The 15,630-nt window shown below is 67.6% G+C and carries 14 protein-coding genes; all 14 read right to left on the minus strand.

The features are described 5' to 3' along the window. Positions 1 to 24: 24 nt before the first annotated feature. Positions 25 to 912 (minus strand): amidohydrolase family protein, encoded by an 888-nt coding sequence (locus tag QX132_RS15560; protein ID WP_316161804.1) that lies wholly within the window; start codon positions 910 to 912, stop codon positions 25 to 27. Next, positions 909 to 2,027: a VWA domain-containing protein gene (locus QX132_RS15565; protein WP_316161805.1), complete on the minus strand. Its 1,119-nt coding sequence runs from the start codon at positions 2,025 to 2,027 to the stop codon at positions 909 to 911. Before QX132_RS15565 ends, QX132_RS15560 begins: the two co-directional genes overlap by 4 nt. Continuing rightward, positions 2,024 to 2,905, minus strand: a complete 882-nt coding sequence (locus QX132_RS15570; RefSeq protein ID WP_315739539.1) for a MoxR family ATPase — start codon at positions 2,903 to 2,905, stop codon at positions 2,024 to 2,026. Before QX132_RS15570 ends, QX132_RS15565 begins: the two co-directional genes overlap by 4 nt. Positions 2,906 to 2,911: 6 nt before the next feature. Further along, a complete protein-coding gene (locus tag QX132_RS15575) occupies positions 2,912 to 3,934 on the minus strand; it encodes a xanthine dehydrogenase family protein molybdopterin-binding subunit (RefSeq protein ID WP_316161808.1) in 1,023 nt (340 codons plus the stop codon). 1 nt (position 3,935) lies between these two features. Beyond that, on the minus strand, positions 3,936 to 5,510 hold the full coding sequence (locus tag QX132_RS15580) for a xanthine dehydrogenase family protein molybdopterin-binding subunit (protein ID WP_316161809.1): 1,575 nt from the start codon (positions 5,508 to 5,510) through the stop codon (positions 3,936 to 3,938). 12 nt (positions 5,511 to 5,522) lie between these two features. Next, entirely contained in the window at positions 5,523 to 6,002 is a 480-nt protein-coding gene (locus QX132_RS15585) for a (2Fe-2S)-binding protein (protein ID WP_315776971.1), read from the minus strand. A 3-nt stretch (positions 6,003 to 6,005) separates the two neighbouring features. Further along, complete coding sequence (locus tag QX132_RS15590; RefSeq protein ID WP_315781188.1) at positions 6,006 to 6,827, minus strand: FAD binding domain-containing protein; 822 nt, start codon at positions 6,825 to 6,827, stop codon at positions 6,006 to 6,008. Positions 6,828 to 6,842: 15 nt separating this feature from the next. After that, complete coding sequence (locus tag QX132_RS15595) at positions 6,843 to 7,286, minus strand: SRPBCC family protein (RefSeq protein ID WP_315812231.1); 444 nt, start codon at positions 7,284 to 7,286, stop codon at positions 6,843 to 6,845. 4 nt (positions 7,287 to 7,290) lie between these two features. Continuing rightward, entirely contained in the window at positions 7,291 to 7,728 is a 438-nt protein-coding gene (locus QX132_RS15600) for an SRPBCC family protein (RefSeq protein ID WP_315758248.1), read from the minus strand. Between the two features lie 6 nt (positions 7,729 to 7,734). Next, a complete protein-coding gene (locus QX132_RS15605; RefSeq protein ID WP_316161811.1) occupies positions 7,735 to 10,629 on the minus strand; it encodes a flotillin family protein in 2,895 nt (964 codons plus the stop codon). Between the two features lie 75 nt (positions 10,630 to 10,704). Next, positions 10,705 to 11,550 carry a phosphoenolpyruvate hydrolase family protein gene (locus QX132_RS15610; RefSeq protein ID WP_315739529.1) on the minus strand — a complete coding sequence of 282 codons (846 nt, stop codon included), beginning with the start codon at positions 11,548 to 11,550 and terminating at the stop codon, positions 10,705 to 10,707. A 4-nt stretch (positions 11,551 to 11,554) separates the two neighbouring features. After that, on the minus strand, positions 11,555 to 13,774 hold the full coding sequence (locus QX132_RS15615) for an ABC transporter permease (protein WP_315739528.1): 2,220 nt from the start codon (positions 13,772 to 13,774) through the stop codon (positions 11,555 to 11,557). Beyond that, a complete protein-coding gene (locus QX132_RS15620; RefSeq protein WP_315739527.1) occupies positions 13,767 to 14,549 on the minus strand; it encodes an ABC transporter ATP-binding protein in 783 nt (260 codons plus the stop codon). Before QX132_RS15620 ends, QX132_RS15615 begins: the two co-directional genes overlap by 8 nt. Further along, positions 14,542 to 15,630, minus strand: a complete 1,089-nt coding sequence (locus tag QX132_RS15625; protein ID WP_410052865.1) for a branched-chain amino acid ABC transporter permease — start codon at positions 15,628 to 15,630, stop codon at positions 14,542 to 14,544. The genes QX132_RS15620 and QX132_RS15625 overlap by 8 nt, the downstream gene beginning before the upstream one ends.

Consider the following 15,630-nt stretch of genomic DNA (forward strand, 5'->3'; position numbering starts at 1 on the left):
CTTTTGTTGTCGTTGCAGGCGGTATCATCCCAGCCGATAGACGCGGCGCGCCGTCTCTCCCATGACCTGCGCACGTGTACGCTTGTCGAGGCCGTGGATGGCAGCCTCATAGGCTGCCACCAGTGTGCGATAGTCGGTCCAGAGCTTCTCGATCGGAAAGTTCGAGCCGAACAGGCAGCGCTCGGGGCCGAAGATAGCGAAGGTCTCGCGTACGACATCGGCGACATCAGCGGGATCGTTGCGGCGGATGAAGGTGCCGAGGCCCGAGAGCTTGCTGACGACATTGCGGCAGGCCGCAAGCTTATGCATGCCGGCGCGCCATTGCTCGCGTCCCGCCGGCGACCGGTCCTCCAGCATGCCGGCGTGCTGGAGGACGAAGGTGACGGCCGGACAGCTCTCGGCCAGCGCCGCGGCGCCAGCCATTTGCCCGGCAAACACCTGCAGGTCGAACGACCAGCCGTAGTCGGCCAGCCGCGCCATGTTGGCGCGGACATTCCGTTGACTGCAGAGATCGGGCGACTCCGCGAACCGGTACAATGGATTCTCATGCCAGTGCAGCTGCATGCGAACGCCGCGCACCAGCGGATAACGCGCGAGCCGATCGAATTGCGGCCGCGCATCATCAACGGCGAGATCGGCATAGGCGACGATGGCATGCGGATAGCCGTGCTGATCGGCGGTGCGCTGCACCCACGCGGCCTCCTCCTCGAAGCCGTCCTTGGTCCAGTTCGTCTGGACGTAGACCGATTGCGTCACGCCGCTGCCGGCGATGTCCCCGAGATATTCCTCGATCGGGTAGTCGCGCCGGATCGACTCATAGGGCCCGAAGATCCGCGGCTGCATCGGGCCGACCAGCCAGGGCAGGTCGGCCTGGCGCCAGATGTGATGATGCGCATCGACATAGCCGGTCATGCCGCCCTCCTCTGCGCCAGCGACAACACATGCGCGACGATGGCTTCGTCCGAGCCGCCCGGCACCATGTCATCGACAAGTGGCGCAATGGCCTGCAGCGCTTCCGTCTGCGGCCTGAAGCCCGGCCCAGTCGCCAGCGGCGTCAGCCAGCTCAGGCGCCAGGCGCGCAGCGACAGTTTCCACACGGCTTCGCGGAGCACTTGATGGTCACCCCGCTCCAGCCCGTCCGAGATCACCAGAACCGCCGCGCCCCGCGCATAGATCGAGAATCGCGGCACGCCGAGGAAGGCCTGCAGCGCCTCGCCGATGCGCGTGCCGCCGTCCCAGTCGCTGACGAGATGCGAAGCCGCCAGCAGCGCCTGCTCGCGCCGCTTCAGCCGCAACGGCCGCGTGACCCGCGTCAGCCGCGTGCCCAAGGTGAACACCTCGGCCTGCGGCACCGCCTGGACCAACACATGAGCGAGCCGCATGTTGTCCTCGGTCCGCGCCTTCATCGAGCCGGAGACGTCGATCAACAGCAGCAGCCGGCGCAGCCGCGGCCGGCGCCTCAAGCGCCGCAGCGACAGCACCTCGCCATCGCGCCGCACGCTTTCACGCAAGGTTAGGCGCAGGTCGACGAAGCTGCCGCGCCGCGCGCGCATGCGCCGATGGCCTCGCCGCTTCGGTAGCTTCGCACGCGCCTGACGCGCCAGAAGCTGCAGCGGACCGCCGCCCGTAGTCGCACTCAACCGACGCGCAACCAACGCCTCGGCGCGCGTTGCCGCCAGACCGGACTCGTTCTGGTCCTGCGCAATGTCGGGATCGACGGCGCTGTCGCCCTCCTCCTGCAGCCGCACGACATCGTCCTGCCTGTCGCTCTCGCTGAACGCCGTCGCCTCGGCGACACCAAAATGGACGTCGAACAGCAGATTGTAGGTCGCGAGCCGCTCGGGAGGTGGCGCGAGGGTCGCCGTCCCGGCACGGCGGATATCCTCGATGCTGACAGGCCCCAGCAGTTCGATCGCAGCGAGGAAGGCGGTTGTCTGCTCCGGCGCAATTGCGAAGCCGTTTCGTCGCAACAGCGCAGCGAATGTCACGAAGATCTCAGTCGCCTGCGGCAGGCGCGCCTCGCTCATGTCATCGCCTCCGCGAGCAGGGCATCGAGCCGAGGCGCGATGAAGGACAGATCCTCCTCGTCCTTCAGCGCTACGCCGATCGAGCGCCGGAAGGCGTCGGGCCAGCGCGCGCCGGTCTGGTTCAGAAGCGTCGCGGCCTCGGCCCAGTCGACCGCCTCGGCAATGCCGGGCGCCTTGCTCAACGGCTCACGCCTGAGCTTCGCCACCGCCGCCACGACGGCGCGCGCGGTCGCCTCGGCCACGCTGGACGCGCGCATCATCACGATCCGTGCCTCGCGCTCCGCATCGGGATAGTCGATCCAATGATAGACACAGCGGCGGCGCAGCGCTTCATGCAGCTCACGGGTGCGGTTCGAGGTCAGCACCACGATCGGCCGCTCGGCGGCACGGATCGTGCCACGCTCTGGAATCGAGATCTGGAAGTCGGAGAGGAATTCGAGCAGGAAGGCCTCGAACTCCTGGTCGGCGCGATCGATCTCGTCGATCAGCAGCACCGTCGAGTCGGGCGCGCGCAGGCAGGCCAGCATCGGCCGCTCGATCAGAAAACTCTCGCCATAGATGTCGATGCTGTCCTCGCCGGCCTGGCGGATCGCGAGCATCTGGCGCGGATAGTTCCACTCGTAGAGCGCCGCCGCAGCGTCGACGCCTTCATAGCATTGCAGGCGGATCAGCTTGCGGCCGAGCACCGCGGCGACTGCCTTCGCCGCCTCGGTTTTTCCGACGCCGGGCGCACCCTCCAGCAGCAGCGGCTTGCCTAGCGCAAGCGCGAGATAGGCAGCGGTGGAGAGTCCCTCATCGGCGAGATAATAAGCCGCGCGCAGCGCCTTCTCCAGCGCCTGCGGCGAGTCGATGCCGACGATGTTGCTGCGGACGACCATGCTGCCTCACCGCCGCGTCTGCGGCCGCGCGCCGCCCTGCGCCTTGATCGCGCGCAGCACCTTCTCCGGCGTGATCGGCAGCTCGTCGATTCGCACGCCCACCGCATTGAAAATCGCATTCGCGATCGCGGGCAGCACCGGATTGGCGCACATCTCACCCGGCCCCTTGCCGCCGAACGGGCCGTCCGGCGCGGGGCGTTCCAGCACGGCAATGTCGTGCGGACAGATGTCGCCAGGTCCCGGCATCAGATATTCGACGAAGTCCCGCGGACCTTGTTTGGGATCGGGATAATACGGCTCGGTCGTCTCATAGAGTGCATGGCTCATGCCCATCCAGGCGCCGCCGACCAGTTGCTGCTCAACGAGGCGCGGATTGAGCGCACGTCCCAGCTCATAGGCGCTGTCCATCCTGACCACACCGACCTCACCGGTCTCGTCATCGACCTCGACCTCCGCGACGAGGCACGCATGCGCGTAGCAGGTGGCCGGCGACATCTCGCCGGTCTCGGGATCGACGTCCGACAACGGCACCAGGAAGATGCCGCGACCGGAGATGGTCTTGCCCTGTCGGAACTGGGCGGCGATGGCGACGTCCTTGACCGAGATCGAGCGATGCGGCGCGCCCTTGACGTGGATGTTGCCGCGGCCGTCGGTTTCGAGATCGCTGGCGTTGACCTCGAGCTCCTCGGCCGCTGCCTCCATCATGACGCCGCACGCCTCCCTGGCCGCCGCCATGACGGCATTGCCGACGCGATGGGTGCCGCGCGAGGCGAACGAGCCCATGCAGTGCGGCCCGGTGTCGGAATCGGCGGTGTCGACATAAACGTCCTCGACCGGCACGCCGAGCGTCTCGGCGCAGATCTGCCGCGTGACCGACTTCATGCCCTGCCCGAGATCGATCGACGACAGCGCCACCGTGAACTTGCCGCTGGGATTGGAATGCACCAGCGCCTGGCTCGGATCGCCGCCGAGATTCATGCCGATGGGATAGTTGATCGCCGCCATGCCGCGGCCGCGGTGCCTCGTCATTTCAGCGCCTCCTCGTGCCGAATACCGACGAGAACCGCGTCGCGCCGTGTGCGGGAGCCGGTGCCGGGCTCTGTGGGGGTGGTGACGGCGGCTCTGGAGGTGGAGAAACTGGAAGCCCTCGGTCGTAGCTCGTGCGCTGCTGCGCCGGCGCAGGCCGCGCGCTCACCGGCTCACGTGGCGTGGAGGGAACAGCCGCCCGCGTTCCGCCGCCATCCTTGCGCGATGACATGCGGCGGAACTCCTCGCGGATCGGCCATTTGGCCTTCTCGGCCGCGACCTGCACGCATTCGATCAGCGCCGTGTTCTTGGCCTCGCGGCGATGCGCCTTCATGTCGCCGTCGCGATAGGCGTTGAGGATGCGGAATTCCATCGGGTCCATGCCGATCAGATGCGCGAGCTTGTCCATCTGGCATTCGAGCGCGAAGTCCATGCCCGTGATGCCAAAGCCGCGCATCGCGGTGGCCGGCGTGCGGTTGGTGTAGACGCAGTAGATGTCGCCATGGACGTTCGGGATCGTGTAGGGACCGGGCAGGTGCGCGGCGCATTTGACCACCGCGTAGCTCGACAGCCGCGTGTAGGCGCCCGAGTCGAAATAGGCGCGGATCTGGCGCGCGACGATGCGGCCGTCGCGCATCACGCCGTCCTTGACGTAGATGCGTTCGGCGCCGCGGGGCGGCCCGAACTGCATCTCTTCCTCTCGCCCGAGCACGTAGCGCACCGGGCGCCCCGTCAACATCGCAGCGAGAATGGCGAGCGGCTCGGTCAGCGTGTCGACCTTGCCGCCGAAGCCGCCGCCGACGGTGCCGCCGATGAAGTGGAAGGTGTTGGACGGCAGGTCGAGGATCTTGGCGCAGGTGTCGAGCGAGAAGAACAGCGCCTGGGTGGAGGTGTAGACGACATAGCGGCCGTTGGTGTCGGGTGCGGCGATCGAGCCGTTGGTCTCGACCGGCGCGTGCTCGATCGGCGACATCTGGTAGCGCTGCTCCAGCACATGGTCGGCCTGCGCAAAGCCGCGCTCGACATCGCCGAAGCGCAGCTTCTGGTGATCGTAGCGCTCGTGATAGGTGAACGTGTTCTTCGGATAGGTCTCGTTGACAACAGGCGCGCCCGGTCTCAACGCCTCCTCGACATCGAACTCGGCCGGCAAGCTCTCGTAGTCCACCCGCACCTTGGCAGCCGCCTCGGCTGCGGCGCGCGGCGTGTCAGCGACTACGGCAACGATCGGCTCGCCCTTGTAGCGGACCTTATCGACGGCGAGCGTCGGCTCATCGTCCTTGCCGAAATTGATCAGGCTGAGCAGCGTGTTGAGGTTGCGCGGCACGTCGCTGCCGCGGATGACCCGCCGCACGCCCTCGCTCCGCTCAGCCTCGCTGATGTCGATGCGGCGCAGCCGGGCATGCGGCTGCGTCGACCTCACGACCCTCAGATGCAGCATGCCCTGCAGCTTGTGATCGTTGAAATAGGTCGAGGTCCCCGTGACATGGCCCAGCATGTCCTGGCGCTGCGTGCCCTTGCCGACCTCGTTGAGATTGTCGTCGCGCTCGTCGGCGAAGATGTCCTTGCGCAGTTCCAGCATGGCGATCTCCCCTCAGGCGCTCGCGCGCAGCGACGCGGCTGCCGCCAGCACCGCATTGATGATCGGCTCGTAGCCGGTGCAGCGGCAGATGTTGCCGGAGATCGCCTCCACCACCTGCTCGCGGCTCGGCTGCGGGATCTTGTCCAGCAGCGCCTTGGCCGCCATCAGCATGCCCGGCGTGCAATAGCCGCATTGCGCGGCAAAACCCTCGGCGAAAGCGCGCTGCAGCGGATGCAGGGTCGGGCCGCTCTTGATACCGTCGAGCGTCTCCACCGCGCGGCCCTCGACGGCTTCGGCGAGCGTCAGACACGACAGATGCGCGTCGCCGTCGATTAGCACGGTGCAGGCACCGCAGCCGCCCTGACCGCAGCCGAATTTCGGCGTGACGTCGCCGATCATCTCGCGCAGCACGACCAGGAGATTGGTGCCGCCGTCGACGAACAGCGCGACGTCGCGACCATTGTGCCGGAACTGAAGTGGGGTCTTGGCCATGGTCTAGCTCTCCTGTCCCGACAGCAGCCGCCGCAGATGCACGCCGACCACTTCGCGGCGATACCACGCGCTCGCCAGCGAATTGTCCGTGGGTGCCGTTCCCTCGGCTGCCGCCGCAGCGGCGGCGCTGATCGCGCCGGCATCGAGCGGCCGGCCTTCGAGCGCGCGCTCAGCGGCCTTGGCGCGAACAGCGGTCGGCGCCATCGATCCCAGCGCGATCCGCGCACCGGTCACGCGGCCGCCGCTCTGTGGAAGATGCGCCGCGAGCGTGACCACCGATCCGCCCTTCGGCTTGATGCGCGCGATCTTGCGATAGCGGAACGCATCCGATGACGCCGGCCTGATGCAGGACACGGCGACCACCAGCGCAGCACCCTGGCGGTCGCGCGATTGCAGGAAATCCTCGATCGGCATCTCCCGGACGCCAAAGCCGCCCTGCAGCGAGACCATGCCGTCGAGCGCCAGCAGCGCCACCGTGAAGTCGCCGAACGGCGCCGGCGCGAACAGATTGCCGCCGATGGTGCCCATGTTGCGGACCGCCGGGCCGCCGATCGAGCGCGCCGCCGGATGCAGGAAGGACAGCTCGCGCTCGGCCAGAACGCGGGCGAAGGTGACGCCGGCGCCGATCCGGATGCGCCCGCCCGTGGCGTCGATGCTCTGCAGCGCGCGATCGGTGGCGCGGATCACGGTGGCGATCGAGACGTCGCCTTCGTTGAGATCGCGCATGACCAGCGTGCCGCCGCCCAGATAGCGCGCGGCGCGGTCCGACGACAGCGCAGACGCAGCTTCGCTCGCGGCCTGAAACGTCTTCACCGTAACCGGCATCGATTCACCTCGTCCTCATGCCGCCTGCTTCAGATGCGATCGGATCGCTTCGAAGCCGGCTTGGTAGATGTCTTCCGCCACCATGCGAGTCAGCGTCTCGGCCTGTTCGGGCCGCGTCGTGAAACGGCTTTCCCAGTGCCAGAAGGTGCGGTCGCCGTCGGTGACCGGCAGCAGCCGGACATGGGCGACGTAGTTGAACAGCTGTAGCGGCGTATCGAGCAGGCAATAGCTGAAGCTCTGTTCGAGATCGGACAGCGCCAGCAGCTGCTCACGCAGCTCTGAGCCATCCTTGAGACGGAAGCGCCTGACACAGCCGATCTTGTCAGACGTCTGCGAACGCTCGATCGCCGACGTCGCGACCGCCGGGTGCCAGCGGTCATGGCCGTTGAAGTCGCGCAGCACCTCCCACACGGCCTCCGTCGGCGCATCGATGATGGTGCTCTTGACGACGTGCGGCACGGCGTCAGCCTCCGAACGCGCGCTTGAGCGCATCGAAGCCGCCCTGGAACACGCCGCCGCCGATCGAGGCGACGAGATCGGCCTCGCGCTCCGGCGCGCAGTCGAACTCGGCGGTCCATTCCAGGAAGGTCTTATCGCCATCCGTGACGGGGGTCAGCCGCAAGGTGGCGACATAGTTCGTCACCCCCATCGGCGATTCCAGAATCGAATAGGTGCAGAACATGTCGTAGTCGGACAGGCCGAGCAGCTTCTCGCGGATGCGGTCGCCGTTGCGTAAGCGGAAGTCCCTGACACAGCCGATCTTGTCGGCGGGCTCACCGCCCTCGATCCGGCTCTCCGCAATCGCCGGATGCCAGTTCGGCAAGCCGTTGAAGTCGCGGACGCGCGCCCACACCCGATCGTTGCGGGCACTCACGACGGTGGAGACGTAGACCCTCGCCATGGTGCCTCACCCCTTTTTGCGCGGACCGCGGTCGGCCGGCGGTTCGGTTGGGCTGGCGTCCCCCCCTCCGCTTCCCTCTGCGTCCTTGCGCGCCGCGGTCTCTTTCCGGATGCCCTGCATGTCCCTGGCTTCGCGGATCAAGCCCGGCATCTTGGCAAGGCTGCCGCCCTCGACGCCGATGTCGGAGAGGATGGAGTCGATCAGCGGCGCCTGGACACGGTAGCGCAGCGCGGAGTCGATCACCTCGTCGGTAGCGCTGCGGCCCCCATTGCCGTTGCCGCCATTGCCGTTCAGGCCGTCGACCTGGAGGATCCGGATGCCCTCGATCTTCTCCATCGGCTTGACGCTCTCGCGCACGATACCCTCGATGCGGTCGAGCAGCTTGCGCCGGAACAGCGAGTAGCGCGCCTGGTCGGTCAGCACATTCTCGGCCTCGTTGAGCAGCTTCTGCGCTTCCGCCTCGACAGCCGCGCGGACCCGCTCGGCCTCGGCGGCGATCCGGGTCTCCTCCGCCTGCTTTTCGGCAATCAGCACCTCCACGGTCTTGCGCCGGCGGGCGATCTCGCTCTCGCGCGCAGTGATCACCTTTTCCGTTGCCTCGGTGGCACGCGTGCGCGCCTCCTCGGCGGCGACCTTGGCCGCGGATTCCTCCAGCGACTTCTGATACAGCGCGATCGCCTTCTCCATCAGCGCCGTCTCGACGTCCTTCTCGCGGTTCACTTCGAGCTTGCGCAGCTCGCGCTCGCGGCCGATGCGGGCCTCGTCGAGACCGCGATCGGAGGCGATGCGCGCGCGCTCGACCTCCTCGCGGGCGGCGATCTCGGCCTCCTGCAGCGACTGCACACGCGCGACCTCGAGCTGCTCGATGGCTCGGCGGCGCTCCAGCCGGACGGCCTCCAGCGCCTGTTCGCGCGACACGTCCGCAGTCTCGACCTGCTTGCGCGCGACGATCTCGGCTTCCTTGACCTGCCGATCGGCATCGATGCGCTCAGCGCGCTTGGCGGCGAGCTCGATCACCCTGATCTCGTCGGCGAGCTCGATCGCCTTCTTCTGATCGATGTTCAGCACCTCGCGCGTCCGCGACGAGGCGATGCGCTCAGCCTCCAGCGCCAGCTCGACCTCGATGCGGCGCCGCTCCACGGCCTCGCGCCGCTTCAAATCCGCGGCTTCGACGGCCTCGGTGCGCTGGATCTCCAGGCTCCGCGTCTCCTTCTCCGAGCGGATGCGCTTCTCGGCGACTGCCTGCTCCTGCGCGATACGGGCCGCCTCGATCGCCTCGCGCGAGGCGATGTCGGCCTCCTCGATGGTCCGGATGCGCGCGATCTCCAGCGCACGCACCCGTTCCTCCTGCGCGATGCGGCTGGCTTCCGTCGCCTCGCGCGCGGCAATGCCGGCGATCTCGATGCCCTGGTTGCGCTCGATCTCCAGCTTGCGCGTGGCATGCTCGGCGGCGATGCGCTCTGCGGACAGCACCTGCTCACGCGCAATGCGCGCGGCTTCGACCGCCTTCTGCGCCGCGATCTCGGCCTCCTGGATGTTGCGCACCTGGGCGATCTCGGTGGCGCGCGTCCGCTCGTCGGAGCTGATGCGCTCCAGATTGACGATCATGGTCTGCGCGATCCGCGCCTTCTCGGTCGCCTCGCGCGCCGCGATCTCCGCCTCCTCGATCGCGCGGGTTCGCTCGATCTCGCGGCGGCGCGTCTCCTCGTCGTTGGCGATGCGCGCATCCGAGACCACGCGATCCTGCTGGATCCGCGCCTTCTCCACTGCCTCGCGCGCCGCAATCTCGGCCTCCTCGATGGTACGCGTCCGCTCGATGTCGCGCTGGCGCACCTCCCGCTCGGATTCGATGCGCGCGGCATCGATCGCGCGCTGGTTGGCGATCCGCGCCTTCTCGATGTCCTCGCGCGCCAGCAGCTCGCGCTCCTCGACAGCGCGCGTGCGCTCGATCTCGCGCTGCCGCGTGTCGCGCTCGGCCGCGATCCGCGCCTCCGCAATCGTCAGCTCGTTGGCGATGCGGGACTTCTCGATCGCCTCCCGTGCCATGATCTGTGCCTGCTCAGCCTCGGTCTCACGCAGCGCGCGCTCGCGCGCGACCTCCGTCCGCTGCAAGGCACGGCGCATCTCGATATCGCGCTCCTGCTCCAGCCGTGCCGTCTCGCTCTCCCGCTCGATCTCCAGCGCCTCGCGCTCGGCTTCGAGATTGCGGGTGCGGATCTTGATCATCGAGTCCTGCTCGATGTCGTTGCGCAGCTTGCGCTTGCTTTCGATGTCCTCCATCAGCCGTGTCAAGCCCTCGGCGTCGAACCGGTTCGAGGGGTTGAAGAATTCGAGATCGGTCTGGTCGAGATCGGTGATCGCGACCGATTCCAGCTCGAGGCCGTTCTGGGCCAGCGCCTCGGCGGCCGCCGCTTTGACGCGCGAGACGTAGTCGCCGCGCTGCTCGTGCATCTGCTCCATGGTCATCTCCGCGGCGACCGCGCGCACGGCGGAGATGAACTTTCCGGACAGCAACGCGTGCAATTTTTCCGGCTCGAGGGTGCGGCGGCCAAGCGTCGCCGCCGCGATCGACACGGCCTCGCGGGTCGGCTGAACGCGAACGTAAAAATCGGCCTCGACGTCGACCCGCATCCGGTCGCGCGTGATGACGGCGTCCTGCCGCGCACGCGTGATGCCCATCGGCAGAACGTTCATGTTGACCGGCGTATAGTCGTGGATGAACGGCAGCACGAAGGCGCCCCCATTGATCACGACGCGCTCCCCCATGAAGCCGGTGCGGACGAAGGAGACCTCCTTCGAGGAGCGATGATACAGCCAGTTGACGATGTAGACGGCGACCACGATGACGACGATCGCGACGATCAGCCAAAGGATCAGCTCACCAACCAGAACCCCGGACATCTCATTCCTCCCTCGGTCTCCCGTCCGGCGAGCGCCGCGCCGCGCACCGTTGCTGCCGAATCTCGTGTTGTCGCCTCAGACGCGGCGTGGCCGCGAGCTGATCGCCTTGAAATGTCGCACCTGCTCCGTCAGCGCCCGCTCCACCGGCAGCCGTTCCATCGAGGAGGCGCCGTAGAAGCCGTGGCAATTCTTCGTATGCTTCATGATGAAGTCGGCATCGGCCGGCTCGGCGATCGGGCCGCCATGCGCCAGCACCAGGATCTCCGGGTTGACGCTGAGCGCAGCCGAGGCCCAGCTATCGATCAGGCCGGGGCAGTCATCGAGCTTGGGCGCGGTCTGCGCGCCGATCGAGCCGCCCGTGGTGAGACCGAGATGGCAGACGATGATGTCGGCGCCGGCGATCGCCATGCCCGCGGCCTGGGCCTCGTTGAACACGTAGGGCGTCGTCAGCAGGTCCTTGTCATGGGCGCGCCCGATCATGTCGATCTCCAGCGCGTAGGAAATGCCGGTTTCCTCCAGATTGGCGCGGAAGGTGCCGTCGATCAGGCCAACGGTCGGAAAGTTCTGCACGCCGGAGAAGCCGAGCGTCTTCAGCTCATCGAGGAAGACATCCATGTCACGGAACGGGTCGGTGCCGTTGACGCCCGCCAGCACTGGCGTGGACTTCACCACCGGCAGCACCTCGCTCGCCATCTCGACGACGATCGCATTGGCGTCGCCATAGGCCATCAGCCCGGCGAGCGAGCCGCGGCCGGCCATGCGATAGCGACCGGAATTGTAGATCACGATCAGGTCGATGCCGCCGGCCTCCTCGCATTTGGCCGACAGGCCGGTGCCGGCGCCGCCGCCGATGATCGGCACACCACGGCGCACCATGTCGCGAAACTTCTTCAGCAGCGGTGCGCGCTCATATCTCGCCATCCCCTCACCTCGCCTGTCTGCGCCGCGCCGGCAGTCGCCCGAGCATCGGCCTGATGGCGCCGACGACCACTGCTGCGAACTCATTGTCGTTGATGTGATGCGGCACGCGGATCAGGCGCCGGCTCGAGGTCTGCCGCACGGTCTGTTCGAGGCTGCGGAACAGCGCCTCGTCCGCCTCGCGATCGAAGAACGGCTGGCCCGGCGCATCGAGCGCCGAGACGCCCTTCTCGGGCAGGAAGAACCGGACCGGCCCGTCCATGCGATTGAGCCGCTCGCCGATCCAGCGCCCCATCTGCGCGTTCTCCACCGCCGTCGTCCGCATCAAGGTGACCTGCGGGTTGTGGACGTGAAACTTGCGGCCGCGATAGCGCTCGGGAATGGTCTCGGGCGCGCCGAAATTCACCATGTCGAGCGCGCCGACCGAGCCGACATAGGGCACGCGGCTGCGGATGATGGCGCCGAAGCGATCCTCGATGGCCGGAAACACACCGCCCATCAGCAGGTCGCAGACCTCGGTCGTGGTGAGATCGATCACGCCGGCGAGCATGCCGGACTCGACCAGCTTCTCCATCGAGCGGCCGCCGACGCCGGTGGCGTGGAAGACCAGGCACTCGTAGTCGTCGCGCAGCTCGGCCGTGAGCTTCTGCACCGCCGGCGTAGTCACGCCGAACATGGTGATGCCGATGGCGGGACGTTGCGGTCGGGTGCGGTCAGCGACGGCGGACTGCTGCTCGCGCGCCGTCACCATGCCGGCAAGCGCATGCGCGCCATTGCTCAGCACCGCGCGCGAAATCGAATTGAGTCCTTGGACGTCGGTGACCGAGTACATCATCGCGATGTCGGCCGGCCCGACATAGGCGCCGACGTCACCGGATGCGACAGAGGAGATGATCAATTTCGGTACACCGACCGGCAGGTCGCGCATTCCCGGCGCGACCAGCGATGTGCCCCCAGACCCTCCGGCCGAGATGATGCCGGCTACGTTGTCCTGCCGCCGCAGCCAACGTGCGAAAGCTTCTGCCATCGCGGTGACCGATGCGCCGCGATCGGGGCCGAACACGGCGGAGCCGCCGCGGGGATGATTGAGTGCGACCTCCTGGGCCGAGACGTCGCAGCTCGCGTGCCGTCCGCTGGTGGAGACATCGACAAGTCGGGTGCGCAGGCCGTGGCCCGCGACGATGTCGCGGATGAAGCGCAGCTCGTCACCCTTGGTGTCGAGCGTGCCGACCACGATCACCGCCGGCGGGCCCGCCGCGATCGACACGGCGCCCTCGCGACTCTGGCGAGTTGCCTCGTCGAGCCGGGTCACACTGGTGGACAGCGTGCGCGCCTTGGCCTCGATCTGCGCGATCGGCACCGGCTGCGACCAGCGCGTCGGCAGCACGGGATTAGAGACGTAAACCTTGACGGGCGCAGCTTTCGGCGTCGTTGACACCGCCGCACCTGCGACGGGCACCTCCTGAACCCCTCCCGTCCCGAGATCGGTCTCGTCGCCGGCATGCTGGCCGACGCCGAGCAGACGCTGCTGCAGCTCGCGATCGGCGGCGAGCCGGGCCGAGTCGATGATGCGGTTGATGCGGCCGTTGACCATGATGGCCACGCGCGGCGAGATCGCCGTGGCGACGCCGATGTTCTGTTCGATCACGAGGACCGCCATGTCGCCGTCCTGGCCGAGCCGTATCAGCATCTCCTCGACCTGGGCGACGATGACCGGCGCCAAGCCCTCTGTCGGCTCGTCCATGATCAGGAGCTGCGGATTGGTCAGCAGCGCGCGCGAGATCGCCAGCATCTGCTGCTCGCCGCCCGACAACTGGCCGCCGCCATTGTTGCGCCGCTCGGCGAGGCGCGGAAATGTCTCGTAGACGCGCTCGACGGTCCAGGCGCCGCGGCGCTGGCCCGCTGCCAGGCGCAGGTGCTCGTCGACGCTGAGCGAGCGCCACAGACGCCGCCCCTGCGGCACATAGCCGACGCCGAGCCGCGCGATACGCGCCGGATTGAGCCCGGTGATATCATTGCCGCGCAGACGCACCGTGCCGCCGGACGGCCGCAGCAGGCCCATGATGGCCTTGCACAGCGTCGTCTTGCCCATGCCGTTGCGGCCGACCAGCGAGAACACGCCGCTGTCGAGCCGGAGATCGACGCCCTGCAGCGCATGCGAATGGCCGTAGTACACGTCGAGGCCGCGGACCTCGAGCGCAGGCGCGGAGCGGCGGATGTCATTCATGACCGCCTCCGAGATAGAGCTCCTGCACCTCCGGATCAGATTCGATCTCCTGCGGCGCGCCCTCCTTGAAGATGCGGCCGTTGTGCATCATCGTCACGCTCTCGACGACGCGCAGCGCTACGTCCATGTCGTGCTCGATGATGATGTAGCCGATATGCGGCGGCAGTGACGTCAGGATCTCGACCAGCTCGCGCCGCTCGGTCGGCGACAGGCCCGCCGCCGGCTCGTCGAACAGGATGAAGCGCGGCGCACCGGCGAGCGCCAGCGCGATCTCGAGCTGGCGCTGCTGGCCATGGGCCAGCTCCGACACCAATTGATCGCGCACGGACGTCAGATGCACCGCCTCGATCAGGCGTTCGGTCGCCTGCATCAGTGCATCGTTGACGCTGGGTCGCAGCATGGAAAACCGCGCGCGCGAGACGCCGCGGCAGGCCAGGTAGACATTGTCGCGGACAGAGAGGCCAAGGAACAGTGCCGAGATCTGGTAGGTGCGGCGCAGCCCGCGGCGGATTCGCTCATAGGGCGGAAAGGTGGTGATGTCCTCGCCGAAGAAGCGGATCGTGCCGGAGGTCGGCAGGAAGTCACCGGTGACGCAGTTGAACAGGGTGGTCTTGCCGGCACCATTCGAGCCCAGCACCGCGCGCCGCTCACCGGGGCGAACGGTGATGGTCACGTCAGTGAGCGCGGTCAGCGCGCCGAACATCCGCGTCACGCCGCGCAGTTCGAGGGCTGCAGTCGAGCCCAGCGCCGAGAGCCGGTCCGCCACCCTATCCATGGCCGTGCCCTCCCGGACGGGGCTGCTTCTCCGTAGGCCGGCCGCGACGCCGCCAGCGCTCATACAGGCCGATGACGCCATCGGACGACCAGAAGACGATGGCGAGGAAGCCGAGCCCGATCAGCAGCCGGAACCGGTTGCCGTCGAGCCCGACCTTGACCAGGAAGTCGAGCGCAAAGGTGCGCAGGATGACGAAGACGAAGGCGCCGATATACGGCCCGACCGGCCGGGTGATGCCGCCGACGACGGCGACGATGAGAATGTCGATGCAGCGCTCGACCGCGACCGATCCGGGCGAGATCTGCCGATAGTTCCAGACCTGCAGCACGCCGCCCATGCCGGCGATCAGGGCCGCGAACGCATATGCAGCGATGCGATGTGCATTGACGTTGAAGCCGAGCGCCGCCATGCGCCTGGGATTGTCGCGTACGCCCTGCAGCGCCAGGCCGAATAGCGCGCGCGACAGATAGAGCACGGCGAAATAGCACAGCGCGGCCACCGCGAGCGTCAGGTAATAGAACGCGATGTCCATGCGCCAATCGACGCCGAGAAAATGCGGCGTCGCAATCGTATTGATGCCGGTGTGGCCGTTGAAGATCGCCCAGTTCTGGTTGGTGAAGTAGTAGAACGCGGCGCCGATCGCGAGCGTGATCATGATGGTGTAGATGCCCTCGGTACGCACCGCGAGCGCGCCGCCGAGCGTGCCGAACAGCACCGCGAGCACCAGCGCCATGGGCGTCGCCAGCCACCACGGCCAGCCCAGGCTGATATTGGCGTTGCCGCTGACGCCGAACACGGCAACCATGTAGCCGGCAAAGCCCGCAATGGTCAGTTGCATCAGGCTGACCATGCCGCCATAGCCGGCGAGGAACATCAGGCTCAGCGCGACGGTGCCGAGGATCAGGGTGGTGCCGAAGATCTCGATCAGGAAGAAGCCGTTGGCGATCAGCGGCATGATCAGCAGCAGGGCCGCGACCGCCCAGGCCCAGGGCTGCTCGGTGGCCGACCACGCGGCCGGCTGCCGTGCGGCGCCGCCTACCAGCATGCTCTCCCGCGCGCGAGCCTCCTGGAAAAGCGACAT

The organism is Bradyrhizobium sp. SZCCHNRI20481 (assembly GCF_032485055.1).
GTDB lineage: Bacteria > Pseudomonadota > Alphaproteobacteria > Rhizobiales > Xanthobacteraceae > Bradyrhizobium.